The 24108-nt window shown below is 72.3% G+C and carries 24 protein-coding genes; 8 read left to right on the plus strand and 16 right to left on the minus strand.

Features of this window, described 5'->3' with window-relative positions; all coding sequences use genetic code 11:
* Positions 1–34: 34 nt before the first annotated feature.
* Positions 35–1537, minus strand: a complete 1503-nt coding sequence (gene dop / locus FHX45_RS02225; RefSeq protein ID WP_167096359.1) for a depupylase/deamidase Dop — start codon at positions 1535–1537, stop codon at positions 35–37.
* Between the two features lie 98 nt (positions 1538–1635).
* Here dop and FHX45_RS02230 point away from each other — a divergent pair, with 98 nt between their 5' ends.
* Positions 1636–2211, plus strand: coding sequence for an NUDIX hydrolase (locus FHX45_RS02230; protein ID WP_167096360.1), 576 nt, complete (start codon positions 1636–1638; stop codon positions 2209–2211).
* On the opposite strand, the gene FHX45_RS02235 is transcribed toward FHX45_RS02230, so the two are convergent.
* The 5 genes from FHX45_RS02235 to FHX45_RS02255 all read right to left on the minus strand — a co-directional run bounded on the left by FHX45_RS02235 (position 2165) and on the right by FHX45_RS02255 (position 6377).
* On the minus strand, positions 2165–2767 hold the full coding sequence (locus FHX45_RS02235) for a hypothetical protein (RefSeq protein WP_167096361.1): 603 nt from the start codon (positions 2765–2767) through the stop codon (positions 2165–2167). The two genes, FHX45_RS02230 and FHX45_RS02235, sit on opposite strands and share 47 nt — an antisense overlap.
* A gap of 66 nt (positions 2768–2833) precedes the next feature.
* Complete coding sequence (locus FHX45_RS02240; RefSeq protein WP_243868905.1) at positions 2834–3709, minus strand: aldo/keto reductase; 876 nt, start codon at positions 3707–3709, stop codon at positions 2834–2836.
* A 169-nt stretch (positions 3710–3878) separates the two neighbouring features.
* Positions 3879–4220 (minus strand): hypothetical protein, encoded by a 342-nt coding sequence (locus tag FHX45_RS02245; RefSeq protein ID WP_167096362.1) that lies wholly within the window; start codon positions 4218–4220, stop codon positions 3879–3881.
* A 130-nt stretch (positions 4221–4350) separates the two neighbouring features.
* Positions 4351–6159 (minus strand): proteasome ATPase, encoded by a 1809-nt coding sequence (gene arc, locus FHX45_RS02250; protein ID WP_167096363.1) that lies wholly within the window; start codon positions 6157–6159, stop codon positions 4351–4353.
* A gap of 23 nt (positions 6160–6182) precedes the next feature.
* Positions 6183–6377, minus strand: coding sequence for a hypothetical protein (locus FHX45_RS02255; protein WP_167096364.1), 195 nt, complete (start codon positions 6375–6377; stop codon positions 6183–6185).
* A 505-nt stretch (positions 6378–6882) separates the two neighbouring features.
* Here FHX45_RS02255 and FHX45_RS02260 point away from each other — a divergent pair.
* Positions 6883–7662 (plus strand): hypothetical protein, encoded by a 780-nt coding sequence (locus FHX45_RS02260; protein WP_167096365.1) that lies wholly within the window; start codon positions 6883–6885, stop codon positions 7660–7662.
* A gap of 9 nt (positions 7663–7671) precedes the next feature.
* Here FHX45_RS02260 and FHX45_RS02265 read toward each other — a convergent pair whose 3' ends face one another.
* Positions 7672–8496 (minus strand): tRNA (adenine-N1)-methyltransferase, encoded by an 825-nt coding sequence (locus FHX45_RS02265; protein ID WP_167096366.1) that lies wholly within the window; start codon positions 8494–8496, stop codon positions 7672–7674.
* A gap of 56 nt (positions 8497–8552) precedes the next feature.
* Positions 8553–9710, minus strand: a complete 1158-nt coding sequence (locus FHX45_RS02270) for a M50 family metallopeptidase (protein WP_208405772.1) — start codon at positions 9708–9710, stop codon at positions 8553–8555.
* A 96-nt stretch (positions 9711–9806) separates the two neighbouring features.
* Here FHX45_RS02270 and FHX45_RS02275 point away from each other — a divergent pair, with 96 nt between their 5' ends.
* The 3 genes from FHX45_RS02275 to FHX45_RS02285 all read left to right on the plus strand — a co-directional run bounded on the left by FHX45_RS02275 (position 9807) and on the right by FHX45_RS02285 (position 12524).
* The gene (locus tag FHX45_RS02275) at positions 9807–10682 is read left to right on the plus strand and encodes a RecB family exonuclease (protein ID WP_167096367.1); all 876 of its coding nucleotides are present in this window, start codon (positions 9807–9809) and stop codon (positions 10680–10682) included.
* A gap of 58 nt (positions 10683–10740) precedes the next feature.
* Positions 10741–11520 carry a thioesterase family protein gene (locus FHX45_RS02280; protein WP_167096368.1) on the plus strand — a complete coding sequence of 260 codons (780 nt, stop codon included), beginning with the start codon at positions 10741–10743 and terminating at the stop codon, positions 11518–11520.
* 77 nt (positions 11521–11597) lie between these two features.
* Positions 11598–12524: an AAA family ATPase gene (locus FHX45_RS02285; protein ID WP_167096369.1), complete on the plus strand. Its 927-nt coding sequence runs from the start codon at positions 11598–11600 to the stop codon at positions 12522–12524.
* A 104-nt stretch (positions 12525–12628) separates the two neighbouring features.
* Here the strand turns inward: FHX45_RS02285 and FHX45_RS02290 are convergent, their stop codons facing one another.
* Positions 12629–13840, minus strand: a complete 1212-nt coding sequence (locus FHX45_RS02290) for a DUF6596 domain-containing protein (protein ID WP_167096370.1) — start codon at positions 13838–13840, stop codon at positions 12629–12631.
* Positions 13837–14208: a YciI family protein gene (locus tag FHX45_RS02295; RefSeq protein ID WP_167096371.1), complete on the minus strand. Its 372-nt coding sequence runs from the start codon at positions 14206–14208 to the stop codon at positions 13837–13839. The genes FHX45_RS02290 and FHX45_RS02295 overlap by 4 nt, the downstream gene beginning before the upstream one ends.
* Positions 14209–14328: 120 nt before the next feature.
* Here FHX45_RS02295 and FHX45_RS02300 point away from each other — a divergent pair, with 120 nt between their 5' ends.
* Positions 14329–14775 carry a YybH family protein gene (locus FHX45_RS02300; protein WP_167096372.1) on the plus strand — a complete coding sequence of 149 codons (447 nt, stop codon included), beginning with the start codon at positions 14329–14331 and terminating at the stop codon, positions 14773–14775.
* Here the strand turns inward: FHX45_RS02300 and FHX45_RS02305 are convergent.
* The 5 genes from FHX45_RS02305 to metH all read right to left on the minus strand — a co-directional run bounded on the left by FHX45_RS02305 (position 14772) and on the right by metH (position 21156).
* Positions 14772–15713 carry an AEC family transporter gene (locus FHX45_RS02305; protein ID WP_167096373.1) on the minus strand — a complete coding sequence of 314 codons (942 nt, stop codon included), beginning with the start codon at positions 15711–15713 and terminating at the stop codon, positions 14772–14774. The two genes, FHX45_RS02300 and FHX45_RS02305, sit on opposite strands and share 4 nt — an antisense overlap.
* Positions 15710–16555 carry an ATP phosphoribosyltransferase gene (hisG, locus tag FHX45_RS02310; protein ID WP_167096374.1) on the minus strand — a complete coding sequence of 282 codons (846 nt, stop codon included), beginning with the start codon at positions 16553–16555 and terminating at the stop codon, positions 15710–15712. The genes FHX45_RS02305 and hisG overlap by 4 nt, the downstream gene beginning before the upstream one ends.
* Before the next feature lie 31 nt (positions 16556–16586).
* Positions 16587–16850, minus strand: coding sequence for a phosphoribosyl-ATP diphosphatase (locus tag FHX45_RS02315; protein WP_167096375.1), 264 nt, complete (start codon positions 16848–16850; stop codon positions 16587–16589).
* A 66-nt stretch (positions 16851–16916) separates the two neighbouring features.
* Positions 16917–17588, minus strand: a complete 672-nt coding sequence (locus FHX45_RS02320; protein ID WP_279588834.1) for an HAD family hydrolase — start codon at positions 17586–17588, stop codon at positions 16917–16919.
* A 16-nt stretch (positions 17589–17604) separates the two neighbouring features.
* Positions 17605–21156 (minus strand): methionine synthase, encoded by a 3552-nt coding sequence (gene metH, locus FHX45_RS02325; protein ID WP_167096376.1) that lies wholly within the window; start codon positions 21154–21156, stop codon positions 17605–17607.
* Between the two features lie 51 nt (positions 21157–21207).
* Here metH and FHX45_RS02330 point away from each other — a divergent pair, with 51 nt between their 5' ends.
* Both FHX45_RS02330 and FHX45_RS02335 read left to right on the plus strand, forming a co-directional pair.
* Positions 21208–22122 (plus strand): PAC2 family protein, encoded by a 915-nt coding sequence (locus FHX45_RS02330; protein ID WP_167096377.1) that lies wholly within the window; start codon positions 21208–21210, stop codon positions 22120–22122.
* Positions 22119–23246 (plus strand): MFS transporter, encoded by a 1128-nt coding sequence (locus tag FHX45_RS02335; RefSeq protein WP_167096378.1) that lies wholly within the window; start codon positions 22119–22121, stop codon positions 23244–23246. Before FHX45_RS02330 ends, FHX45_RS02335 begins: the two co-directional genes overlap by 4 nt.
* Here the strand turns inward: FHX45_RS02335 and FHX45_RS02340 are convergent.
* Positions 23229–24053 (minus strand): metallophosphoesterase, encoded by an 825-nt coding sequence (locus tag FHX45_RS02340; protein ID WP_167096379.1) that lies wholly within the window; start codon positions 24051–24053, stop codon positions 23229–23231. The genes FHX45_RS02335 and FHX45_RS02340 overlap by 18 nt on opposite strands.
* Positions 24054–24108: the final 55 nt, after the last annotated feature.

Genomic DNA, 24108 nt, shown 5'->3' on the forward strand with positions numbered 1-24108 from the left:
GAGACAACGACAATCGGTGGTTTTCCCGCTGCGGTCAGTCGGAACCGGTGAGCGCCTCGACCAGCTCCTCCGCCGTCGCCGACTCGTCCAGAAGGCGCCCGACGTGCGCCTTCGTGCCCCGCAGCGGCTCCAGCGTCGGGATGCGGACCAGGGACTCCTTGCCCACGTCGAAGATCACCGAATCCCAGGACGCGGCCGCGATCGAGGTGGCGTACTTCTCCAGCGCCCGCCCCCGGAAGTAGGCGCGGGTGTCCTCCGGCGGGTTCGTGATCGCCGCCTGCACCTCCTCCTCGGTGACCAGCCGCTTCATCGAGCCGCGGGCCACCAGCCGGTTGTACAGGCCCTTCTGCAGCCGCACGTCCGAGTACTGCAGGTCCACCAGGTGCAGCCGCGGCGCCGCCCAGCCCAGGTTGTCACGCTGCCGGTAACCCTCCAGCAGCCGCAGCTTCGCCGGCCAGTCCAGCCGGTCGGCGCACTCCGCCGGGTCCCGGGCGAGCGCGTCCAGGATCTCACCCCAGACCCGCAGCACCTCCTTCGACACCGCGTCCCCGCCCGTGCGCTCCAGGTGCGCCGCGGCCAGCTCGTGATAGGCGAACTGCAGGTCCAGCCCGGTGAACTTGCGCCCGTTGGCCAGCGACACCTTTGTCTTCAGCGTCGGATCGTGGCTGATCTGGTGCACCGCGCGCACCGGCTCGTCCAGCTTCAGGTCGTCGAACCGCTGCCCGGCCTCGATCATGTCCAGCACCAGCGCGGTGGTGCCCAGCTTGAGGTACGTCGAGTACTCGGCCATGTTCGCGTCCCCGATGATGACGTGCAGCCGCCGGTACTTGTCGGCGTCGGCGTGCGGCTCGTCGCGGGTGTTGATGATCCCCCGTTTCAGCGTCGTCTCCAGGCCGACCTCGACCTCGATGTAGTCCGAGCGCTGCGACAGCTGGAAACCGGCCTCCTCGCCCTGCGGCCCGAGGCCCACGCGACCCGAACCGGTGACCACCTGCCGCGACACGAAGAACGGGGTCAGCCCGCCGATCACCGAGGTGAACGGGGTGGACCGGGACATCAGGTAGTTCTCGTGGGTGCCGTAGCTGGCGCCCTTGCCGTCGACGTTGTTCTTGTACAGCTGCAACGGCGGCTGCCCGGGCACGGTGGCCGCCCGCATCGCGGCCTCCTCCATCACCCGCTCCCCCGCCTTGTCCCAGATGACCCCGTCCCGCGGGTTGGTCACCTCGGGCGCGGAGTACTCCGGGTGCGCGTGGTCGACGTAGAGCCGGGCGCCGTTGGTCAGGATGACGTTGGCCGCTCCGAGGTCCTCCACGTCCGGGTCGTGGCCCGGACCGCCCGGTCCGGCCAGGTCGAAGCCCCGGGCGTCGCGCAGCGGCGACTCGACCTCGTAGTCCCACCGCGCACGACGTGCCCTCGGGATGTCCGCGGCCGCCGCGTAGGCCAGCACGACCTGCGTCGATGTCAGTACCGGATTGGCCGTCGCGTCGCCCGGCACGGCGATGCCGTACTCGACTTCGGTTCCCATGATCCGCCGCATGTCCCAAGCCTACGGGTCCCGGGCCGCAACGGTGAGGTGGCTACCGGTTGCGACCAGGTGAAGCACAGTGCAGCACGGCCTCTGGGATGCTGGCCGTGATGGCGCGCGACGCGGACGAACTGGTGGCCCACTACGACGCGGCGGGGACGGTGGTGGGCCGGGTGCGCCGCGCCGAGATGCGCGCGCACGGTCTCTGGCACGCCGCGACGCTGGTGCTGGTGCGCTCCGGCGACGGTTCCCGGGTCTACGTCCACCGCCGCGCACCGGACAAGGACGTGTTCCCGGGTCTGCACGACTGCTGGGCGGGCGGGGTCTTCGCCGCCGGCGAAACGCCTGAGCAGGGGGCCGAACGGGAGCTCGCGGAGGAGCTCGGGGTGCGCGGCGTTCCGCTGGCACCGCTGTTCACGTTCGAGCAGCCGCCGGTGCGGTGCCACTACTTCGCCTACGAGGTGCGCTGGGACGGCCTCATCGCGCACCAGCCGGAGGAGATCGTCTCCGGCCGCTGGATGTCCCTGGCCGGACTGCGGGCCTGGGCCGAAGACCCGGAAAGCCCTTTCGTGCCCGACGGCAGGTACGCGATCCGGGAGTGGTTCCGCCGGCGCGGACAAGGCTTTCCGGGGCAGGACCTCAGCTCTGGGGCAGCTTCCCCGCCGCACGGGGGGCCAGGGTCTTGAGGGCCTCCGCGGCGCGGTTCTGCGTGCTCGCGGTGATCTGCAGGCCCGACAGCACGTGCCCGCCCGCCAGCAGGAGCGTGCAGGTGGTGCCGTCGCACCAGGCACGCACGGCTTGCGCACCCGCGGGGCGCGGCACTGTCAGGGCCTGCCCGCCGCAGGCCACGTGTGCCAGCACGTCCCCCGCGCTCCGGTCCAGATAGCCGGTGACCTGCTGGGTGAGCGTGGAACCGCTGCTGTAGAGCCAGGTCGAGCCACGGGGGTCGCCAGCGGGCACCGCGTCGAAGCAGGAACCGTCGGCGGCGCGGGCGGCCGCCTCCCGGACGCCCTCGCTCGCCAGGTCCGTCTTGGTCAGCACCGCCGCCGCCACGTCCTGGGCGATGTGGTTCACCGGGCCGTTCGCGGACGCCTGCTCGACCGGGACGCTGGACGAGGTCGCCGGGGGCACCGGGGACGAGCTGCCCGCACCCGCCGGCTTGTCGTAGTAGGTCTCGAGGTCGTTCGGGCGATCCGCGCACCCGGTAAGCCCGGTCAGCACGACCGCGGCCAGGACCACCATCCCTCCATGACGCACGGTGACGTTCCCTTCAGTATGCGTTGTGGGCGCTGAGATTAATGCAAGCGCTCACTGCCACTGCAGCGAGGACCGCCGATCCCAGTAGCGTTGCGCGGGTTCGGCCAGCCCGCGCAGCGCCGCGAGCTCACCCGGCGGCAGCACGACGGTGGATGCGGCGAGGTTCGCGGCCAGTTGCTGCGGGCTGGACGGGCCGATCAGGACGATGTCCGCCCATGGCTGCGCGAGCACGGCCGCGACCGCCACGGCGTCGGGCCCGACGCCGAACCGTTGTGCCAGGCGGCTGATCGCGGGCGGCGGCTCCACCACGAGACGCCCATTGGCGAGGGTTTCCTTCACCAGCACCAGGTTCCCGGCGGCGTGTGCCTCCGCCAGGGCCGGTCCGGCGGACGGCTCGAGGAGGTTCCAGGTGGACTGCACGGCCGAGAATACCGGCCGCCCGGCCACCTCCAGCTCGAACGCCCGCCGGATCGTCGCCGCCTGAGCCGGGCCGGAGGTGGAGAACCCGACCCGCACCCCGTCGTCGCTGAGGGCCGCCAGCGCCCGCTGCAGCGCCTCGTCGGTGAACAGCGGGCTGTCCACGGTGAGCGAGTGCACCTGGTAGAGGCTGATCGCGGATCCCAGCAGCGCGCGACTTTCGGTCCACTGGCGGGAAAACACGCCGGCGGAATGCTCCTTGACCTCGTGCATCGTGGCGTCCATGCGCCAGCCGCCGACGTAGGTGTAGCCCCACTTGCTGGACACCGTGAGGCCACCACGACCAGCACGTTCGCTGACGGCGCCGAGGTCTCCGACGTCCCGGTGCCCGCGCTCGGCCAGCCAGTCGGCGAGGAACTCCTCGGCGCGGCCGTAGGAGCGGGCCACGTCGATCCAGCGGACGCCGGCCGCGTAGGCCGCGTCGAGCACCGCGAAGGTTGCCTCCCGCATGCTCCGCACGTCCCGGCGGACCGGGAGCTCAGTGCTTCTGCCGAGGTTGATGTAGGCGGGCCGGCCGAGGGCCGCCAGGCCGAGTCCGATGCGCAGCAGACTGTCCTTTCCGTGCGGGTTTTTCGCGGCGGCGCGTTCGTCGCGCTAGCAGGCCGCGACGTATAGAACGTTATACACCTGACGATCGCTGGCGAAGGATCTCCAGCCACTGGTCCGAGTTCAACGCCTGCCGGTGCAGTTTCTCCAGTCGCGCCGCCGGCGCCCGCACATAACCCTTGCCGAAGACCGGCGCGATCTGCCGCAGGCTCGCCCCCTCCTCGCGCGCGGCCAGCAGCACCCAGTCCGAGGCGTCCGCACAGGCCGCCGACGCGCGCCGCAACTCCCCCAGCAGCCGGATGAGCTCCGCCGCGGGGATCTCGTGGGCCCGGACCGCTTCTGCGGTCTCCTCCAGCCAGGTCAGGACATCGGCTTCGGTGATCGGGGCGCGAGGCTCGGCCGTGGGCTCGGTCATGGGCAGCAGTATAGGCCGTTATACGGCCGCCGGGCCCATCGAACACGCCGGCGCCGTCGGGCCGCAACCGATGCCGAAAACAAGGAGAGGCCGCCGACCGTGTGGTCGGCGGCCTCCCGGACCTGCCTGGTTACAGGTACTGGCCGGTGTTGGTGGCCGTGTCGATGACGCGGCCGGACTCCTGGTTCTTGCCGGTGACGAGCGTGCGGATGTAGACGATCCGCTCGCCCTTCTTGCCGGAGATCCGGGCCCAGTCGTCCGGGTTGGTGGTGTTGGGCAGGTCCTCGTTCTCCGCGAACTCGTCGACGATCGCGTCGAGCAGGTGCTGCACCCGCAGCCCGGGCTGCTTGGTCTCCAGGACCGACTTGATCGCCGCCTTCTTCGCCCGGTCCACGATGTTCTGGATCATCGCGCCCGAGTTGAAGTCCCGGAAGTACAGGACCTCCTTGTCACCGTTGGCGTAGGTGACCTCGAGGAACCGGTTCTCGTCGGTCTCCTCGTACATGCGCTCGACGGTGTTCTGGATCATCGCGTCGACCGTGGCCTGCTCGTCCCCGCCGAATTCGGCGAGGTCGTCGGCATGGATCGGCAGTCCCGGCCGCAGGTACTTGGAGAAGATGTCCTTCGCGCCCTCGGCGTCCGGCCGCTCGATCTTGATCTTCACGTCCAGCCGGCCGGGCCGCAGGATCGCCGGGTCGATCATGTCCTCCCGGTTGGAGGCGCCGATGACGATGACGTTCTCCAGCCCCTCGACACCGTCGATCTCGGCCAGCAGCTGCGGCACGATCGTGGTCTCCACGTCCGAGGAGACACCACTGCCGCGCGTGCGGAAGATCGACTCCATCTCGTCGAAGAACACGATGACGGGCGTGCCGTCGGACGCCTTCTCGCGAGCCCGCTGGAAGATCAGGCGGATACTCCGCTCGGTCTCGCCGACGAACTTGTTGAGCAGCTCCGGGCCCTTGATGTTGAGGAAGTACGACTTCGCCTCGCTGGAGTTGCCGTCGCCGCGCGCCTCGGCCACCTTCTTGGCCAGGGAGTTGGCGACCGCCTTCGCGATCAACGTCTTACCGCAGCCGGGCGGGCCGTAGAGCAGAACACCCTTGGGCGGCCGCAGCTCGTACTCCCGGTAGAGGTCGGCGTGCAGGAACGGCAGCTCGACCGCGTCGCGGATCTGCTCGATCTGCCGCCCGAGGCCACCGATGTCCTCGTACCGGACGTCCGGGACCTCCTCCAGCACCAGGTCCTCGACCTCGGCCTTGGGCACCCGCTCGTAGGCGTAACCCGCCTTCGAATCCACCAGCAGCGAGTCGCCCGGCTTGAGCGTCTGCGCGGCGAGCGGATCGGACAGCCAGACCACCCGCTCCTCGTCGGCGTGCCCGACGACCAGGGCGCGGGCACTGCCGCTGTCCGTGGCCGGCGACAGGACCTCACGCAGCGAGCAGACCTCGCCGGTGAGCTCGAAATCGCCCGCCTCGACCACGGTCAGGGCCTCGTTGAGCCGGAGGGCCTGACCGCGCTGGAGGGACTCCACCTCCACCGCCGGGGACACGGACACCCGCATCTTGCGGCCGGCCGTGAACACGTCGACGGTGTTGTCCTCGTACGCGGTGACGAACACGCCGTACCCGCTCGGGGGCTGGGCGAGCCGGTCGACCTCCTCACGCAGCGCGAGGAGCTGTCCCCGTGCCTCGCGGAGGGTCTCCACCAGCTTGTTGTTCCGCTCCGTGAGCTGGGCGACCCGCTCCGACGCCTCGGCGAGACGCTGCTCCAGCACCCGGTTCTGACGGGGTGATTCGGTTAGTTTGCGCCGCAGCAGCGCCACTTCCTCTTCCAGGAAGCGGACCTGCCGCGCCTGCTCGTCCGCCGTCGTTCCAGCTCCACTGATCTCAGAAGGGTCGGCGTCCTCGTGCCGACCTCCGGGAAGGTCGTGTTGCATGTCGGCACCTCCTCGGAGTGCTTTTAACCCACGGTACCGGCGATCACCGACATGAAAAGCCCTATCCGCATCACAGGATCGGCGCGTCGCATCACGAATGCGGACAGAACCGTTACACCGGCGTCCCGCCCGGCGGTCGGCGAACCGCTCGAAAAACCACGGAAAGTGACCACCCGGCGGCCACCAGCGGCCATCCGGGCGGTGAGCGATTCACTCATGTGACGACCACCCAACCAAGGCTTTACCGGACGTTCACAGAGCGTCTTCCCCCTCGCCTCATGCTTCAAACCCCAGCGCTTTCCGCGCCACCACACCGGATCCGCGCCGCCAGGTCGCACCGCCGAGATCGGGTCCTCCCCCGCCCGGGCCACCACCGGCCCCGCTCCCGATCGGGACGAAACCGGAAGCCGTCCCGGCGCGTCCAAGGCGGGCGGACACCCACCGTGCACGAGGAGACGTCCGTGACCCGTCCGCCGCACGGCCCAGGCGGCCGGCCCGTGGACCCCGGGGATGCGCCGGCCGTCGCCCCGCGCCGATCTGGGGATCGGTCCACTCCCGGGGGCCACTCCGGGCGAAGTACCCAGCCTGCGGCCGGAGTGGGCGCCGGCCGAGCTGCGCGGCACCGGTGACCGCCGAGATGCGAAGATTCCGGTGAAACGGCAGGGTTCGCACTGGTGCGTCGACGGATCCTGAGCCAACCCATCCACGAAGGGCGACCCGATCATGACCTACCCGCCGCAACCGCCCGGGCCCCACGGCTCGCCCGGCCCCTACGGCCCGCAGGGCCGCCCGGGTCCCTGGGGGCAGCAGCCGGGCGGCGGCCACCCCCAGGGCGGGCCGCAGCAGCCGGGATACCCCCAGGGCGGGCAACCCGGTTATCCGCAGGGCGGGCAGCCGGGCTACCCGCAGACCCCGGCGCCCGCGTTCCCCGGCGCCACGCAGCCCTTCGGCCAGGACCCGTACGCCACCCCGCAGTTCGCGGGCGGCCCGGGCGGTGAGCCGCCGAAGAAGAAGACCGGGCTGATCGTGGGCATCGCGATCGCCGCGGTGGTCGTCGTCGCCGGCGCGGTCACCGCGATCCTGCTGCTCAGCAACGGCGGCGACACCGGCAGCACCGCCGCTCCGGCCACCGGCGCCGCCCCTGCCCCGGCGTCCAGCTCCGGTCCGGCCAGCAGCTCGCGCACCTCGGCCTCCACGCCGAAGGGCACCGCGGTGCCCGGTGCGAAGCCGAGCCCGGAGGAGGCCGCGCAGGCGATCGCCACCGCCTACAACACCGGGGACAAGGCGACGCTGCAGGACATGGTGTGCGCGAGCAAACCGCAGCAGGTGCCGCCGATCCCGTCCGGCATCACCGTGACGGTCACCGGCAGCCCCGACGTGGCGGGCGACACCGCCTACGTGCCGGTCCACGCGGTCGGCCCCGGCGGCACCAACGACTTCGACCTCGGCCTCGCCAACGAGGGCGGCGTCTGGTGCTACCTCGGCGACCGGCTCGGCAGCTGACGCTCGACCTCAGCCGCGGCTCGGCCGGCGCTGCGGCCGCGGCGGGGTCACCCCGTCCGCCAGCCGGCGGGTGGTGAGCAGGAAGGCGGTGTGCCCGACCATCCGGTGTTCCGGGCGCACCGCCAGCCCCACCACGTGCCAGGGCCGCACCAGGCTCTCCCACGACTCCGGCTCGGTCCAGCACTGCTGTTCCCGCAGCGCCTCCGTGACCCGCGACAGCTGCGTCACCGTCGCGACGTAGACGACCAGTACCCCGCCCGGGACGAGGCTGCGGTGGACGGTGTCGAGCACCTCCCACGGCGTCAGCATGTCCAGGACCACCCGGTCGACCTCGCCGGTGTGGTTGCGCAGGTCGTCCACTGTGAGCGTCCAGTTGGCCGGCCGCTCGTGGAAGAACCGCTCCACGTTCTTGACCGCGTGTTCGGCGTGGTCCTCGCGCACCTCGTAGGACAGCACGCTGCCCTCCGGGCCGACCGCGCGCAGCAAGGAGCAGGTCAGCGCGCCCGAGCCGGCGCCCGCCTCGAGCACCCGCGCACCCGGGAAGATGTCACCCCACATCACGATCTGCGCCGCGTCCTTGGGGTAGATCACCTGCGCACCGCGCGGCATGGACAGCACGTAGTCGGCCAGCCGCGGCCGCAGCGCGAGGTACGCGGTGCCGCCCACGGACGTGATCACCGACCCCTCGGGCTTGCCGATCAGGTCGTCGTGCCGCAGCGCGCCGCGGTGGGTGTGGTACTCCTCTCCCTCGGCGAGCACCAGCGTGTAGTTCCGCCCCTTCGGATCGGTCAGACGCACCCTGTCGCCCGGACGGAACGGCCCGCTCACCTGCACTTCCACACTCCTCGCATCACAACGAACGCAGCGCTGAATCTTCGCAGACGGGCCGTTCAGCGCCCGCGCCGGGCCGACAGCGCCGACCGCAGGTCCGCCCGGCGCAGCACCCCGGACGGACGGCCCTCGTCGTCGACCACGAGGAACTGCCAGGCCGCGGTCTCCCGGACCCGCTCGGCGATCTCCTCCCCCGGCTCCGAGGCCAGCAGGACGGTCTCGGCGCGGATCGGTTCCGCGGCCAGTTCCGCCGGCGCGTGCGGCGAGGTCTCGGCGAGCCGCTGCGCGGCCGCCTCGTCGAGCAGGCCGGCCGCGACCCCGTCCGCGCGCACGAGCACCACACCACGGCCGGCGGCAGCCTCCAGCGCGTCGGAGACCGGGCTCTCCGCGGGCAGCTGCAGCACCGGGCGGGTCAGCTCGGTCACCGCGAGCCCCTCCGGCCACCCGCGGCCGGCCTCCGCGGCGAGTTCGGACGCCGCGCCCACCGCGACGAACCACGCGGTCACCACGCACACGCCCAGCCGCAGCCACCGGTCCTCGGTGCCGGACACCATGCCGGCCATCGCCCACACGAGCAGCCCGGCGGCGACGATCCCGCCGCCGGCGACGGCCGCCCGCGTGCCGCCGGCCCGCCGCCCGGTCAGCGCCCAGACCCCGGCGCGCAGCATGCGCCCCCCGTCCAGCGGCAGGCCGGGCAGCAGGTTGAACAGGCCGACCGCGAGGTTGGCCACCGCACACTCGGCCACGACCAGCCACACCGCGCCCTCCGCCGGCACGGCGAACAGCAACAGCCCGCAGAACGCCGCGAGCAGGATCGACACGATCGGGCCCGCGGCCGCGATCAGCCCTTCCTGCCCCGGTTTGCGGGGTGTGCGGGCCACTTCGGACAGCCCGCCGAGCAGGAACAGCCGGAGCCGCCGCACCGGGATCCCCATCCGCAGCGCCACCACGCAATGGCCCAGCTCGTGGGCCAGCACCGACAGGCCGAGCAGCACGGCGAACGCCGCGGCCAGCGCCCAGGACACCGCGGCGGTCGCCCCGGGCAGCAGCCGGTCGACGAGCGGCTGGTAGAGCACGACGACCACCAGCGAGCCGATCCACCAGGACGGGGCGAGCAGCACCGGCACGTCCTGGACCCGGAACAGCAGCAGGCCGCCGTCGGCGGTGGTCAGCACCCGCCTCGGCTGGTTTCGCCCGTGCTCGCCGGTCGCGGTCATGCCGGACAGGGTAGAGCGTGTGGTGTCAGGCAACGGTGACCCGCGGGTGCGCGCGGCATCACGATCTTGTCGTACCCCTGCTCTAGGGTGCGGGGTATGGCTCAGACGGCGACCACGGAACCCCAGCTCGGCGTGCGCCGCCCCGCGCTGTCCCCCTCCCGGGCCAGCGACTTCAAGCAGTGCCCCCTGCTGTACCGCTTCCGCGCGGTGGACCGCCTGCCGGAGGTGCCGACCAGGGCGCAGCTGCGCGGCACGCTGGTGCACTCGGTCCTGGAGCGGCTGTTCGCGCTGCCCAGGTCCGAGCGTGACCCCGACCGCGCCCGCGGGCTGCTCTCGCCCACCTGGAGCGAGCTGGCGGCGGACAACCCCGGGTGGGCCGAGCTGTTCGGCGGTGCCGACGGTGCGGAGATCGACGGCTGGCTCGAGTCCGCCACCCAGCTGCTGGACAGCTACTTCCAGCTGGAGGACCCGCGCCGGTTCGATCCCGAGGCGTGCGAGCTGCACGTCGAGCTCGAACTGGAGTCGGGGGTCCGGCTGCGCGGGTACGTCGACCGGCTGGACGTCGCGCCGACCGGCGAGATCCGCGTGGTGGACTACAAGACCGGGGCCGCGCCGCGGGAGATCGGCGAGGCCAAGGCGATGTTCCAGATGAAGTTCTACGCCGTGGTGCTGTGGCGGCTGCGTGGCGTGGTGCCGCGTCAGCTCAAGCTGATGTACCTGACCGACGGCCAGTCCCTGGCCTACACACCGGACGAGGCGGAGCTGCGCCGGTTCGAGCGCACGCTGGAGGCGATCTGGCAGGCGATCCTCAAGGCCGGCCGCACCGGCGACTTCCGGCCCAGTCCGAGCCGGCTGTGCGACTGGTGCGCGCACCAGTCGTTGTGCCCGTCGTTCGGCGGTACCCCGCCGGAGTACCCGGGCTGGCCGGAGCCGGACCCTGGCGTGGAGACGGCACTGGACCGGGCGGACTGAGATGACGGACGCGAGGGACGGAACAGGGATGACCGGGGAAGGGATGACCGGGACAGGGATGACGGAGAGCGCTTTCTACCTGCCGCTGGGCGGCGACCGGTACCAGCCGACCGAGCACACCGCCGGCCCCTGGACACCGGACGCACAGCACTTCGGGCCGCCCTCGGCCCTGCTCGCCCGCGCGCTGGAAGGACTGGTGACCGACCGGCCTGGGCTGCTGGCGCGGGTCACCGTCGAGATCCTCGGTCCCGCACCGCTGACCGAGCTGTCCGTGCGGGCGGGGATCGAGCGGCCGGGGCGGTCGGTCCAGCTGCTCGGCGCCGAACTGCACGACGGCACGCGGGCCGTGGCGCGTGCTTCGGCGTGGTGGATCACCGAATCCGACAGCACGGCGGTGGCGACCGAGGAGCAGGCCCCACCGTCTCCTGAGGACTGCGCACCGGCGTCGTGGCCGGACAGCTGGCGCCCGGGCGGTTACCTCGGCGCGATGGAGTGGCGGGGCATCGCCGGGTCGCCGGCCGAGCCCGGGCCGGCGTGGGTGTGGGGCCGGCAGCGGGTCGAGCTGGTGGCCGGTGAGAAGCCGACGCCGCTGCAGCGGCTGTTCGCGGTCGCCGACACCGGCAACGGCGCGTCGAACTTCCTCGACCCGGCGCGCTGGTGGTTCATCAACAGCGAGCTGACCGTGCACCTGCGCCGCGCGCCGGTCGGCGAGTGGATGGCCCTGGACGCCCGCACCGCGATCGGCCCGGCCGGGGTCGGCACGGCCACCAGCACGCTGTCCGACGTGCGCGGACCGGTGGGTCAGGGCGCGCAGGCACTCATGGTGCGGACACGCTGACGGCCATGACCGTCCCCCGCGGGTCACGGGAGATCGATTACGCTGCGGCGAGGATCGATCGACCTGGGAGCGCTCGAGTGCAGATCACCTCGGTGGTCAACCAGAAGGGCGGCGTGGGCAAGACGGCGCTGAGCGTCGGGGCGGCCGCGGCGCTGGCCGAACGCGGCCGGCGGGTGCTGCTGATCGACCTCGACCCGCAGGGTCACGCGACCACGGAGATGCTCGGCCTGGATGAGGTGCCGGCGCACGCGCCGAGCCTGGCCAAGGCGCTGACCAAAACCTGGAAGGGCCCGGTCGAGGAGCTGATCGTGCCGCACCGGCGCAGCAACATCGGTCCGGGCGGCGCATTCGACGTGATCCCCACCTCGCCCGGCATGTTCGACCTCGTGCGCAGGCTCGACCAGTTCCGGGTGCCGGGCTGGCAGCTGGCACGCGTCGTGCAGTTCGCCAACTACGACCACGTCATCATCGACTGCCCGCCGGCGCTGGACGTGCTGACGAACAACGCGCTGGCGGCGACGCACGGCATCCTGGTGCCGGTGCAGCCGGACCGGACGAGCATCCGGGCGCTGCGGCTGCTCAACGACCAGCTCCACTTCGTGCAGCAGGCGCTCAACCGGCCACCCATTCCCTACTTCGGCGTGGTGCCGGGCCTGTACCGGCGGCCGATGTCGGGGTACGCAGTGGCGGCCTTGGAGCAGCTGCGGCAGTTCGGCTATCCGCTGCTGGCCCATGTACCGCTGGGCGTGGTGATGAACGAGGCCGCCGCGCACGGCATGCCGGTCACCACCTTCGCTCCGGAGACCACGCAGGCGGTGGCGTTCCGGGAGATCGCCGCGGTGCTGGACGGGCATCTGGCCCGGCAGGGCCCGTCAGCCCCGGTTCCCGAGGACGATTTCGTGTTCGAGGACTTCATCACCCAGGTCGCGCACGCCCGCAACCAGAACGACAACGGGGCGCGCAAGAAGTTGTACGACCTGATGCCCAAGCGCCCGCGCGGCTAGCCCGGCGCGGAAAACGCCTTCACCTCTGATCCTGCGCGGGGTCCCGCGTGCTCTCGTGCGGACCAGACCACGCTGGTTCGTACCAGGCAATGCCGTATAGGGCGTTATACATCGCGCGGGCCGCAGGCCCGGGCCCGTTCCTCCAGGTACCGCCGCTCCGGCACACTCGACGTCCGCCGCGCCGCGGCCCGGTACGCCGCCTGGGCCGCCGGCCGGTTCCCGGCCCGCTCCAGCAGGTGCCCGCGGACCGCGTCGACCCGGTGATGCCCCGCCAGCGCCGGATCCGCCTCCGCCACGGCCAGTTCCCGCAATCCGGCGTCCGGACCGTCCACCTCGGACACCGCGACGACCCGGTTCAGCGTCACCATCGGGCCGGGCGCCACCACGGCGAGCAGTTCGTAGAGCCCGGCGATCTCCCGCCAGTCCGTGTCCGCCGCCCGCTCCGCCTGGGCGTGCACCCCGGCGATCGCGGCCTGCAGCTGGTAGGGCCCGATGGGCGCGGTGCGCAACGCCCGCCCGAGGAGTTCGAGGCCCTCGGCGATCATCGCCCGGTCCCAGCGCGCCCGATCCTGCTCGGCGAGCGGGACCAGGGCGCCGCCCGCATCCGTGCGCGCGGGTCGCCGCGCGTCGGTCAGCAGCATCAGCGCGAGCAGGCCGGACACCTCGCCCTCGTCCGGCAGACGCGCGTGCAGGTGCCGCGTCAGCCGGAGCGCCTCACCGGTCAGGTCCGCGCGGTGCAGCTCCTCCCCCGCGCTCGCGGTGTGCCCCTCGGTGAAGATCAGGTACAGCACGTTGAGCACCGCCGCCAGCCGCGCCGGGTACTCCTCCGGCGTGGGCGGCCGGAACCGCGCCCCACCCGCCCTGATGCGGTGCTTGGCGCGGCTGATGCGCTGCGCCACCGTGGCTTCCGGCACCAGGAAGGCCCGCGCGATCTCCGCCGTGGTCAGCCCACCCACCGCGCGCAGTGCCAGGGCCACCTGCGACGCCGGCGTCAGCGACGGATGACAGCACAGCATCAGCAGGGTGAGCGTGTCGTCCACCGCCGCCACCGGCTCCGGATCCGGCGGCGTCAGCAGCGCGGCGTTCTCCTCGCGGCGCCGGCGGGCGGTGTCGGCGCGCCACAGCTCGATCCGCCGCCGGGACGCGGTGGTGATCAGCCATCCCTTCGGGTTGGCCGGCATCCCCTGGGCCGGCCACTGCGTCGCGGCGGCGAGCAGCGCCTCCTGCACCGCGTCCTCGCAGGTGCCGAAGTCGCCGTAGCGGCGGACCAGCGCGGCGAGGACCTGCGGCGCCAGCTCCCGCAGCAGGTCGCTCACGGCAGGAACACGCTCAGGTCCTGCGTCGGCCGCACCTCGACCAGCCCCAGCGCCGCCTCCGGGATCCGCGCCGCGCACCCCACCGCCCGGTCGAGGCTGTCGCAGTCCAGCACGTAGAACCCGGCCAGCTGCTCCTTGACCTCGGCGAAGGGACCGTCACCCGCGACGATCTGCCCGTCGCGCACCAGCACCCGCTTGCCGGTCTCCGGCGGCGCCAGCGACGACGACGCCACCAGCTCCCCGGAGGAGGCGAGGTCGCGGCCGAGCGCCTCGTACGCCTTCAGGCCTTCGCGCTTCTCCTCGTCGGTCAGGCGTTCCCACACCTCCTGGGACGCCGCGTTGTGGTAGATCAGCACCAGGAACCTCATGGGCCCTCCCCCGGTCCGCCGGGACACTCCGCACGGGACACCGTGCACCCGGGATGTCGAGACCGCCGCGGCGGCTTCGACGTCCCCGGTGAACTCACCACCCTAGCGACAGGAGCAGCCATGACGAGCACCATCGACGAGCAGGACGAGATCCGCGCCGTCATCGAGGAGCAGGCCGCCGCGATGCGGGCCGGGGACGCCGACGCGGTGGTCGCGCGGTACGCCCCGGACATCGTCGCCTTCACGCTCGCGCCCCCGCTGGCCCACGGCCCGGACGAACTGCGCGACCCGGCCACGCTGCGGGGCTGGTTCGCCGGGTTCGCCGGCCCGGTCGACTACGAGGTACGGGACCCGCGGATCACCGTGCGCGGCGACCTCGCCTTCTGCGCGAGCCTGAACCGGATGTCCGCGGTTCCGGCGGGCGCGGCCGGGCCGTTCACGCTGTGGTTCCGGTCGACCGTGTGCCTGCGCCGGGAGCGCGGCCGCTGGCTGATCGCGCACCAGCACCAGTCCACGCCCTTCCACATGGACGGCTCGTTCGCCGCGGCGCTGGACCTGGAGCCCTAGCCGATCCCCGCGACCAGCCAGGCGAGCAGGGACAACGAGCCCATCGCCAGCAGGGTCGACACCAGCACGCAGTCCCGCACGAACCTGCTGTCCAGCGCGTACTGGCTGGTCGCGATGAACACGTTCTGCGCGGTGGGCAGGCCGGCGCACACCACCGCGACCGCCAGCGCCGGGTGCGGCACCCCGAGCAGCAGCCCGGCACCAAGGGTGATCGCGGGCTGGGCGACGAGCTTGAGCGCGACCACGGTCGCGAGCTCGGTCCGCCGGGTCCCGCCGCCGAGGGGGGCGCGGCCGCCGGAGGTGAGCGACATCCCCAGGACCACCAGCGCGGTGCCGACGCCGGCGCCGGCGATCAGGTGCAGCGGCTGGGCCGCCAGGGCCGGCAGGTGCAGCCCGCTCGCCCGGAACAGCACGCCGAGCAGCGACGCGGCGATCACCGGGGTGCGCACCGGCAACGCCACCAGTGCCCGCCACCGCGACCGGCCGGGCGTGTGCGCGTCGCTTTCCAGCAGCGCGAGCAGCGACGGCATCAGCACCAGCGTCTGCAACAGGATCAGCACCACGGTGAACGCGGAGCTGCCGAACAGCTGCATCGTCACCGGGATGCCCAGGTTCGCCGCGTTGGTGTAGCAGGAAGCCATGCCGGTGACCGCCCACTCCGCCGGCTTGCGCCGGAACACCCACCGCCCGAGCGTGAACCCGATGCCACCCACCACGACGGTGCCGGCGAGGAACGCGATCGCACCCGGGTTGGCCAGTGCGGTCAGCGGCGTGTCCAGCATCGTGCTGAACAGCACCGCCGGCATGGCTACCGCGAAGACGTACCTGGTCAGCACCTCCTCGGCCCGCTCGCCGAGCACCCGGAAGCGGCCGAGGAGGTACCCCAGTCCGGTCAGTGCCCAGATCGGCGCGAACGCCGGCAGGACACCGCCGGTCAAAGCCGGCAGGACCGGATGTCGGAGGCGAGCACCGCCTTCGCGCCGACCTCGGCGAGCTCGTCCATGATCTGGTTGACCTTCTTGCGCGGGACCATCGCCCGCACGGCGACCCAGTCCGCGTCGGCCAGCGGCGCGACCGTCGGCGACTCGAGACCCGGGGTGATCGCGACGGCCCGCTCCAGCAGGGAACGCGGGCAGTCGTAGTCGAGCATCATGTACTGCTGGGCGAACACGACACCCTGCAGCCGTGCGGTCAGCTGCGACTTGGCCTTGACTGCGTCGCTCCCGGCCCGCTGCACGAGCACCGCCTCGGACACGCAGATCGGGTCACCGAACGCGACCAGGTTGTGCTGGCGCAGCGTGCGGCCCGAGCCGACCACGTCGGCGATCGCGTCGGCGACCCCGAGCTGGATCGAGATCTCCACCGCGCCGTCGAGCCGGATCACCTCGGCCTCGACGCCGTGCCTCGCCAGGTCGTCACGCACCAGCTTCGGGTACGACGTCGCCAGCCGCTTGCCGTGCAGGTCGGCCGGTTTCCAGTCCTGCCCGGCCGGTGCCGCGTAGCGGAACGTGGAGCCGCCGAAGCCGAGGGCGAGCACCTCCTCGACCGGCGCGCCGGAGTCCAGCGCCAGATCACGGCCGGTGATCCCCAGGTCCAGTTCACCCGAGCCGACGTAGATCGGGATGTCCTTGGGGCGCAGGAAGAAGAACTCGACCTCGTTGGTCGGGTCGAGGACGGTCAGGTCACGCTGCTCATGCCGCTGGCGGTATCCGGCCTCGCCGAGCATCTCCGACGCCGGCCCGGCCAGCGCTCCCTTGTTCGGCACCGCAACCCGCAGCATGCCCTCACTCCTCGTTCGTTCCTCGCGCCCGCTACAGGTAGCGGTACACGTCCTCGGTGGTCAGCCCGCGACCGAGCATCAGCACCTGCACCCGGTACAGCAGCTGGGAGATCTCCTCGGCCAGCCGCTCGTCGGACTCGTGCTCGGCGGCGATCCAGACCTCACCGGCCTCTTCGAGCACCTTCTTGCCCTGGGCGTGCACGCCGGCGTCCAGCGCCACCACGGTGCCGGACCCGGCGGGCCGGGTGCGGGCCCGCTCGGTGAGCTCGGCGAACAGCTCGTCGAAGGTCTTCACGGTCTGTAGATCCTTCCATCCGTGTCCCGGCCGCAACGACCCGGCCCGCCGCTGCCGGCGGACAGGTCACACCCCGGCGTGGATCGCGGCGAGGGTGTCCGCGTCCACCCCGGCCAGCGAGGTGCGGAACACCCGCCGCGGCCCGGGTGCCACGGAGACGTCGTTGGGCACCACGAGGACGACGCAGCCCGCTGCCGCCGCCGACGCGGCGCCCGGCGGGGAATCCTCGACGGCCACGCAACGCGCCGGATCCACGCCGAGCAGCCGCGCCGCGCGCAGGTAGGGCTCCGGGTCCGGCTTGTTGCGGCCGCCGACCTCGTCACCGCAGACGGTGGCGTCGAAGAAGTCCCGGCCGATCGTGTTCAGCGCCAGCTCGGTCAGCGCCCGTTCGGTGGAGGTGACCAGCGCCGACGCCAGCCCCGCCCGCCGCACCGACGCCAGCGCCTCGCGCGCGCCGGGCCGCCAGGGCAGCTCGTCGGCGAACAGGTTCGCGGTGCGGTCGCGGATCCATGCGCCGGTGCGGGCGACCGCGGCGGGCGCCGGTTCGTGCCCGGTCACGGTCAGCAGGTAGGACGCGGTGGCGTCCATGTTGGACCCCACGAGGGTCAGCCGCTGCTCGGTGCTCAGCGTGCCGCCCAGCCACTCCGCGCACTCGTACAGCGCCACATCCCACAGCTTCTCCGAGTCCACGAGCGTGCCGTCCATGTCCCAGAGCACGGCAGCCAGGCCGTCCGTCAAGTGGTTCTCCCTCTGCTCAGGTGTTGAAGTACTTGGCCTCGGGGTGGTGGGCCACGATTGCGTCGGTGGACTGCTCGGGATGCAGCTGGAACTCCTCGGACAGCTTGACGCCGATGCGCTCGGCGCCGAGCAGCTCCACAATGGTGGCGCGGTCCTCCAGGTTCGGGCAGGCGCCGTAGCCGAGGGAGAACCGGGCGCCGCGGTAACCCAGCTTGAAGAACTCCTCGACCTCGCGCGGGTCCTCGTCGGCGACCGCGCGGCCGCTGGCGAAGTGCAGCTCCTGCCGGACACGGCGGTGCCAGTACTCGGCCAGCGCCTCGGTCAGCTGCACGCCAAGGCCGTGCACCTCCAGGTAGTCGCGGTAGGCGTCGGCGGCGAACAGCTCGTTGGCGTAGTCGGCGATCGGCTGGCCCATGGTCACCAGGGTCAGCGGCAGCACGTCCACCTCGCCGGTCTCGCGCGGCCGGTAGAAGTCGGCCAGGCACAGGTACCGGTCGCGCGTCTGCCGCGGGAAGGTGAACCGGGCCCGCTCGGGGGCATCGGCGTGCGCCTCGGACAGCACCACCAGGTCGTTGCCCTCGGCAACGGCCGGGAAGTACCCGTAGACGACGGCCGCGTGCTGCAGGACCCCGTCGGTGGCCAGCCGGTCCAGCCAGTACCGCAGCCGTGGGCGGCCTTCGGTCTCCACCAGCTGCTCGTAGCTGGGGCCGTGTCCACCGCGGGCGCCGCGCAGGCCCCACTGGCCGAGGAAGGTGGCCCGCTCGTCGAGCAGGGTGGCGTATTCGGCGACCGGGATGCCCTTCACCACGCGGGTGCCCCAGAAGGGCGGCACGGGCACGGGCACGTCGGTCGCGACATCGGATCGGGCGGGAATCGGGGCCTCCGGCTCTCGGGCGGACTTGCGGGCTTCGGCAATGCGCAGGGACCGCTCGCGGCGGGCCTTGCGCTCCGCTCTCTTCGCGGCCTCCTCGGCGCTGATCTCCGGTGCCCGGCCCTGCTTGGCGGCCATGATGGTGTCCATCAGCCGCAGGCCCTCGAACGCGTCCCGCGCGTAGCGGACGTCGCCGTGGTAGAGCTCGGCGAGATCGTTCTCGACGTAGGTGCGGGTCAGGGCCGCACCGCCGAGCAGGACCGGCCAGCGGCCCGCGACCTCCCGCGAGTTCATCTCCTCCAGGTTCTCCTTCATGATCACCGTGGATTTCACCAGCAGCCCGGACATGCCGATCGCGTCCGCCGCGTGCTCCTGCGCGGCATCCAGGATCGCGCTGATCGGCTGCTTGATACCCAAGTTGATCACGTCGTACCCGTTGTTGGACAGGATGATGTCGACCAGGTTCTTGCCGATGTCGTGCACGTCGCCCTTGACCGTGGCCAGCACGATCTTGCCCTTGGTCTGCACGTCGCCGTGACTCTGCTCCTGGATGTGCGGCTCGAGGTGGGCCACGGCGGCCTTCATCACCTCGGCCGACTGCAGCACGAACGGCAGCTGCATCTGACCGGACCCGAACAGCTCACCGACCGTCTTCATGCCGGACAGCAGGGTCTCGTTGACGATGTCCAGTGCCGGCTTCTCGGCCAGCGCCGCGTCCAGATCGGCCTCCAGGCCGGTGCGCTCACCGTCTACGATCCGCCGCTCCAGCCGCTCGAACAACGGCAGCGCGGCCAGCTCCTCGGCGCGGGAGGCGCGGCTGGAGGCCGCCGAAACGCCCTCGAACAGCGACATCAGCTCCTGCAGCGGGTCGTAGCCCTCCCGCCGCCGGTCGTAGACCAGGTCGAGCGCCACCTGGCGCTGCTCGTCGGGGATGCGGGCCATCGGCAGGATCTTCGACGCGTGCACGATCGCCGTGGTCAGCCCGGCCTGCACGCATTCGTGCAGGAACACCGAGTTCAGCACCTGGCGCGCGGCGGCGTTGAGCCCGAACGAGACGTTGGAGATGCCCAGCGTCGTCTGCACCGCCGGGTAGCGGCGCTTGAGCTCCCGGATCGCCTCGATCGTCTCCAGGGCGTCCCGGCGGGTCTCCTCCTGGCCGGTGGTGATCGGGAACGTCAGGCAGTCGACGATGATGTCCTCGGCGCGCATTCCCCAGTTGGCCACCAGGTCCTCGATCGTGCGACTCGCGACCCGCACCTTCCACTCGGCGGTGCGGGCCTGGCCCTCCTCGTCGATGCACATCACCACGACCGCGGCGCCGTGCTCGGACACCAGCCGCATGATCCGCTGGAACCGGGAGTCCGGGCCGTCACCGTCCTCGTAGTTGACGCTGTTGACCACGCAGCGGCCGCCGAGCCGCTCCAGCCCCGCCTGCAGCACCGCCGGTTCGGTGGAGTCCAGCATGATCGGCAGCGTGGACGCGGTGGCCAGCCGCCCCGCCAGCTCGGCCATGTCCGCCGCGCCGTCGCGGCCCACGTAGTCCACACACAGGTCGAGCAGGTGGGCACCGTCGCGGGTCTGCTCGCGCGCGATCTCCACGCAGTCCTCGTAGCGGCCCTCGAGCATCGCCTCGCGGAACTTCTTGGAACCGTTGGCGTTGGTGCGCTCGCCCACCATCAGCACCGAGGCGTCCTGCTCGAACGGCACCGCCTGGTACAGCGACGACACCCCCGGCTCGGACCGCGGGCGGCGCTCCGCCCGCTCCACCTCGCGCACCGCCTCCGCCAGCCGCCGGATGTGCTCGCCGGTGGTGCCGCAGCAGCCGCCCACCAGGCCCACGCCGAACTCGCGCACGAACCCGGACAGCGCCTCGGCGAGCCCGTCCGGCGACAGCGGGTACACCGCGCCGTCCGGGCCCAGCTCGGGCAGGCCCGCGTTCGGCATCACCGACAGCGGAACCCGGGCGGATCTGGACAGCGTGCGCAGGTGCTCGCTCATCTCGGCCGGGCCGGTGGCGCAGTTCAGGCCGATCAGGTCGATGCCGAGGGGTTCCAGCGCGGCCAGCGCGGCCCCCACCTCGGTGCCGAGCAGCATCGTGCCGGTCGTCTCCACCGTGATCGAGGCGATCACCGGCACCTCCTGCCCGGCCGCGTGCATCGCCCGCCGCGCCCCCAGGATCGCCGCCTTGGTCTGCAACAGGTCCTGGGAGGTCTCGACCAGCACCGCGTCGACGCCACCGTGCAGCAGGCCGGTGACCTGCTCGGCGTAGGCGTCGCGCAGCTGCGCGTACGGCGCGTGCCCCAGGGTGGGCAGCTTGGTGCCCGGCCCCACCGAACCCAGCACGAACCGGGGCCGCCGCGGCGTCGCGTACTCGTCGGCGGTCTCCCGCGCCAGCCGCGCGCCGGCCTCGGCCAGCTCGGCGATCCGGTCGGCGATCCCGTACTCGCCCAGGTTCGCCAGGTTCGCGCCGAAGGTGTTGGTCTCCACCGCGTCCGCGCCGGCCTCGAGGTAGCCGCGGTGGATGCCGCGCACCACGTCCGGCCGGGTCACGTTCAGGATCTCGTTGCAGCCCTCGAGCCCCGCGAAGTCGTCCAGCGAGAGGTCGTGCGCCTGCAGCGCCGTGCCCATCGCGCCGTCCGCCACGACCACACGGGCGGCGAGGGCGTCCAGCAGCGGTGACGAAGAGCGATCCGACATGACCTCCAGGCTACGGTCTCGTCCGTGCCCGGGGGGTCGTAGGCTGGGTGGGTGAGTGACCCAGCCGACGCGACCCCGCAGCCCGAGCAGTCCGTCCCCGGGGACGACGCGTCCCGGGAACGCGTCATGATTCTGGCCTTCGAAGGCTGGAACGACGCAGGTGACGCGGCCAGCACCGCCGTGGAGCACCTCCAGCTCAGCTGGGACGCCAAACCGCTCGCCGAGCTGGAACCGGACGACTACTACGACTTCCAGGTCAGCCGCCCCACCGTCCGCCTGGTGGACGGTGTCACCCGGAGAGTGGAATGGCCGACCACCCGCCTGGCGATCTGCCACCCGCCCGGCTACGACCAGGACATCGTGCTGGTGACCGGCCCCGAGCCGAACATGCGGTGGCGCGCGTTCTGCCGTGAGCTGCTCGACCACATCGAGGACCTGGGGGTGACCACGGTCGTCACGCTCGGCGCCCTGCTCGCCGACACCGCCCACACCCGGCCGGTCCCGGTCACCGGCACCGCCTACGACCCGGAGGCGGCGGCCCGGTTCGGGCTGGAACGCAGCCGCTACCAGGGCCCGACCGGCATCGTCGGCATCCTCCAGGACGCGTGCGTGCAGGCCGGCATCCCGGCCATCTCCATCTGGGCCGCGGTGCCGCACTACGTGTCCCACCCGCCGTCCCCCAAGGCGACGCTGGCGCTGCTGCACAAGCTCGAGGACGTCCTCGACGTCGAGGTCCCGCTGGGTGCGCTGCCCGAGCAGGCCGAGGAGTGGCAGCAGACGGTCACCGAGATGGCCGAGGAGGACGAGGAGATCGCCGAGTACGTGCGCACGCTGGAAGAGCGCGGCGACGCCGAGACGGCGATCACCCTGGAGGAGTCGAGCGGCGAGAAGATCGCCGCCGAGTTCGAGCGCTACCTGCGGCGGCGCCGTCCGGGCGCGGAGGGGCCGGGCCCGGCCGGCCGGTGAGCGGGCGGCCCGCCCGCGCCGCGCTGTACGTCGGAGGGCTGCTCGGCCCGTTCGGGGGCGGGGTGGTGTCGTCGATGCTGCCCGAGCTGTCGGGCAGTTTCGGCGTGTCGCAAGCCGCCGCGGCGTCCGCGCTGACCGCCTACCTGCTGCCGTTCGCGCTGGTCATGCTCGTGTCCGGGACGTTCGGCGCGCGCTGGGGACCGGGGCGGACGATCCGGATCGCGTATGCCGGTTACGTCGTGGCAGCGGCGCTGTCGGCCCTCGCGCCGTGGTTCTGGCTGTTCCAGATCAGCCGTGGCCTGCAGGGCGTGGCGAACGCGTTCACCACACCCCTGTTGCTGACCAAGCTCGCCGCCAGCACCCCGCCCAGCCGGCTCGGCCGGGCGCTCGGCGCGTACGGTGCCGCGCAGGCGCTGGGGCAGACGTCGGCTCCGCTGGTGGGCGGGCTGGCCGCGGAGACCGACTGGCGGTGGGCGTTCGCCGGCATCGCGCTGGTCGCGCTGGTCCTCACGGCCAGTCCGCTGCCGCCGGACGAGCCGGCCGGGGCGGCGGGGACGCAGCTGCGCGACGCGTGGCGGCCGATCGTGCTGTGGGCCGGCGCGGTGGTGTTCCTGGCCTGGGCGTGCCTGGCCGGGCTGCCGTTCCTGGTCGCCTTCCGGGTGGACGACCTGTTCGGACTGGCACCGGACGTGCGTGGTCTGGTGCTGACCGCCTACGGCATCGCCGGCTTCGTGGCCGCCCGGCTGGCCGGGACGGCGTCGGACCGGTTCGGGCCGCGGGCCGCGCTGGCTGCCGGGCTGCTGATGGGCGCGGCGGCGATCGCCTCGATCGGGCTGTTCCCGTCGCTGCCCGCGGTGACGATCGCGTGGGCCGTGGGCGGGGTGTGCGGGCAGTTGATCCTGGTCGCGGTCAACGCGACCGTGCTCGGGGGCGCCGGTCCGGGGCGCAGTGGTGCGATCTCGGTGGTGACCTCGCTGCGGTTCCTCGGCATGTCCGCCTCGCCCGCCGTGTTCACCGGCCTGTACCGGCAAAGCCCGGTGCTGGGTTTCCTCGTGGCAGCCGGGGTGCTCGCGGCGGCGGTTCCGCTGGTGGCGCTGCGGCCGCGGTCAGAGGATGCGGCGTAGCGGGACCGGCCCCCGTGCCCGCTTGCGCCACTCGCGCGGGTAGCCCAGGGACACCTCCTCGAAGCGGACGCCGTCGGCCCACGTCGTGCGCGGAATGTGCAGGTGCCCGAACACCGCGGCCTCGGCCCGGTAGCGCAGGTGCCAGTCCTCGGTGCGGGTGGTGCCGCACCACAGCGCGAACTCGGGATGACGCAGCGGCGCCGTCGGGTGGCGATGGAGCGGCCAGTGCGACAGGAGGATGGTGCCGTGGTCGGCGGGGATGGCGTCCAGCCGCTGTTCGCTGATCTTGAGCCGGTGGTCGCACCAGTCCGGCCGGCTGGGGAACGGGTCCGGGTCGAGGTAGAACTCGTCGGTGCACACCACGTTCGCCGCGCGGGCCTGCGCGAGCGCCTCGGCCGTCGACGCGTTCTCGGCCTGGGGTGTGCGCCAGCTGTAGTCGTAGAGCAGGAACAGCGCCGCGATGGTGAGCGGGCGGCCGGCGTGCGGCCAGACCAGGTAGTCGTCCTCGGGGGTCCGGACGCCCAGGTCGCGGCAGCGCTGCACGAGGTGCCGGTAGCGGGTCTCGCCGCGCAGTTCGCCGCCGTCGCGCGGGACGGTCCACAGTTCGTGGTTGCCGGGCACCCACACCACCTCGGCGAAGCGGGACTTGAGCGTGGCGAGGGTGCCGATGACGGCGTCGGCCCGCTCGGCGACGTCCCCCGCGACGAGCAGCCAGTCCTGCGGGGAGTCCGGCTGGATTTCGTCGATCAGCGGCGCGTTGCCGGTGTGGGTGACGTGGAGGTCGCTGGTGGCGTAGAGGCAGGGCACGGCTCCACCGTAGAGCGGCCCGCCCACGACCAGCACGTCGGTGGCGCGGCGGTCC

Source organism: Amycolatopsis granulosa, assembly GCF_011758745.1.
Lineage (GTDB): Bacteria > Actinomycetota > Actinomycetes > Mycobacteriales > Pseudonocardiaceae > Amycolatopsis_E > Amycolatopsis_E granulosa.

Excerpts from the sequence above, each read along its gene's own strand:
- FHX45_RS02280 (WP_167096368.1), top strand. The coding sequence starts at position 10,741 with ATGACGGAGAGCGCTTTCTACCTGCCGCTGGGCGGCGACCGGTACCAG.
- FHX45_RS02300 (WP_167096372.1), top strand. The coding sequence starts at position 14,329 with ATGACGAGCACCATCGACGAGCAGGACGAGATCCGCGCCGTCATCGAG.
- FHX45_RS02255 (WP_167096364.1), bottom strand. The coding sequence starts at position 6,377 with ATGAGTGAATCGCTCACCGCCCGGATGGCCGCTGGTGGCCGCCGGGTG.
- metH (WP_167096376.1), bottom strand. The coding sequence starts at position 21,156 with ATGTCGGATCGCTCTTCGTCACCGCTGCTGGACGCCCTCGCCGCCCGT.
- dop (WP_167096359.1), bottom strand. The coding sequence starts at position 1,537 with ATGCGGCGGATCATGGGAACCGAAGTCGAGTACGGCATCGCCGTGCCG.
- FHX45_RS02260 (WP_167096365.1), top strand. The coding sequence starts at position 6,883 with ATGACCTACCCGCCGCAACCGCCCGGGCCCCACGGCTCGCCCGGCCCC.
- FHX45_RS02245 (WP_167096362.1), bottom strand. The coding sequence starts at position 4,220 with ATGACCGAGCCCACGGCCGAGCCTCGCGCCCCGATCACCGAAGCCGAT.
- FHX45_RS02295 (WP_167096371.1), bottom strand. The coding sequence starts at position 14,208 with ATGAGGTTCCTGGTGCTGATCTACCACAACGCGGCGTCCCAGGAGGTG.
- FHX45_RS02275 (WP_167096367.1), top strand. The coding sequence starts at position 9,807 with ATGGCTCAGACGGCGACCACGGAACCCCAGCTCGGCGTGCGCCGCCCC.
- FHX45_RS02270 (WP_208405772.1), bottom strand. The coding sequence starts at position 9,710 with ATGACCGCGACCGGCGAGCACGGGCGAAACCAGCCGAGGCGGGTGCTG.
- arc (WP_167096363.1), bottom strand. The coding sequence starts at position 6,159 with ATGCAACACGACCTTCCCGGAGGTCGGCACGAGGACGCCGACCCTTCT.
- hisG (WP_167096374.1), bottom strand. The coding sequence starts at position 16,555 with ATGCTGCGGGTTGCGGTGCCGAACAAGGGAGCGCTGGCCGGGCCGGCG.
- FHX45_RS02235 (WP_167096361.1), bottom strand. The coding sequence starts at position 2,767 with ATGGTGGTCCTGGCCGCGGTCGTGCTGACCGGGCTTACCGGGTGCGCG.
- FHX45_RS02240 (WP_243868905.1), bottom strand. The coding sequence starts at position 3,709 with ATGCGGGAGGCAACCTTCGCGGTGCTCGACGCGGCCTACGCGGCCGGC.
- FHX45_RS02230 (WP_167096360.1), top strand. The coding sequence starts at position 1,636 with ATGGCGCGCGACGCGGACGAACTGGTGGCCCACTACGACGCGGCGGGG.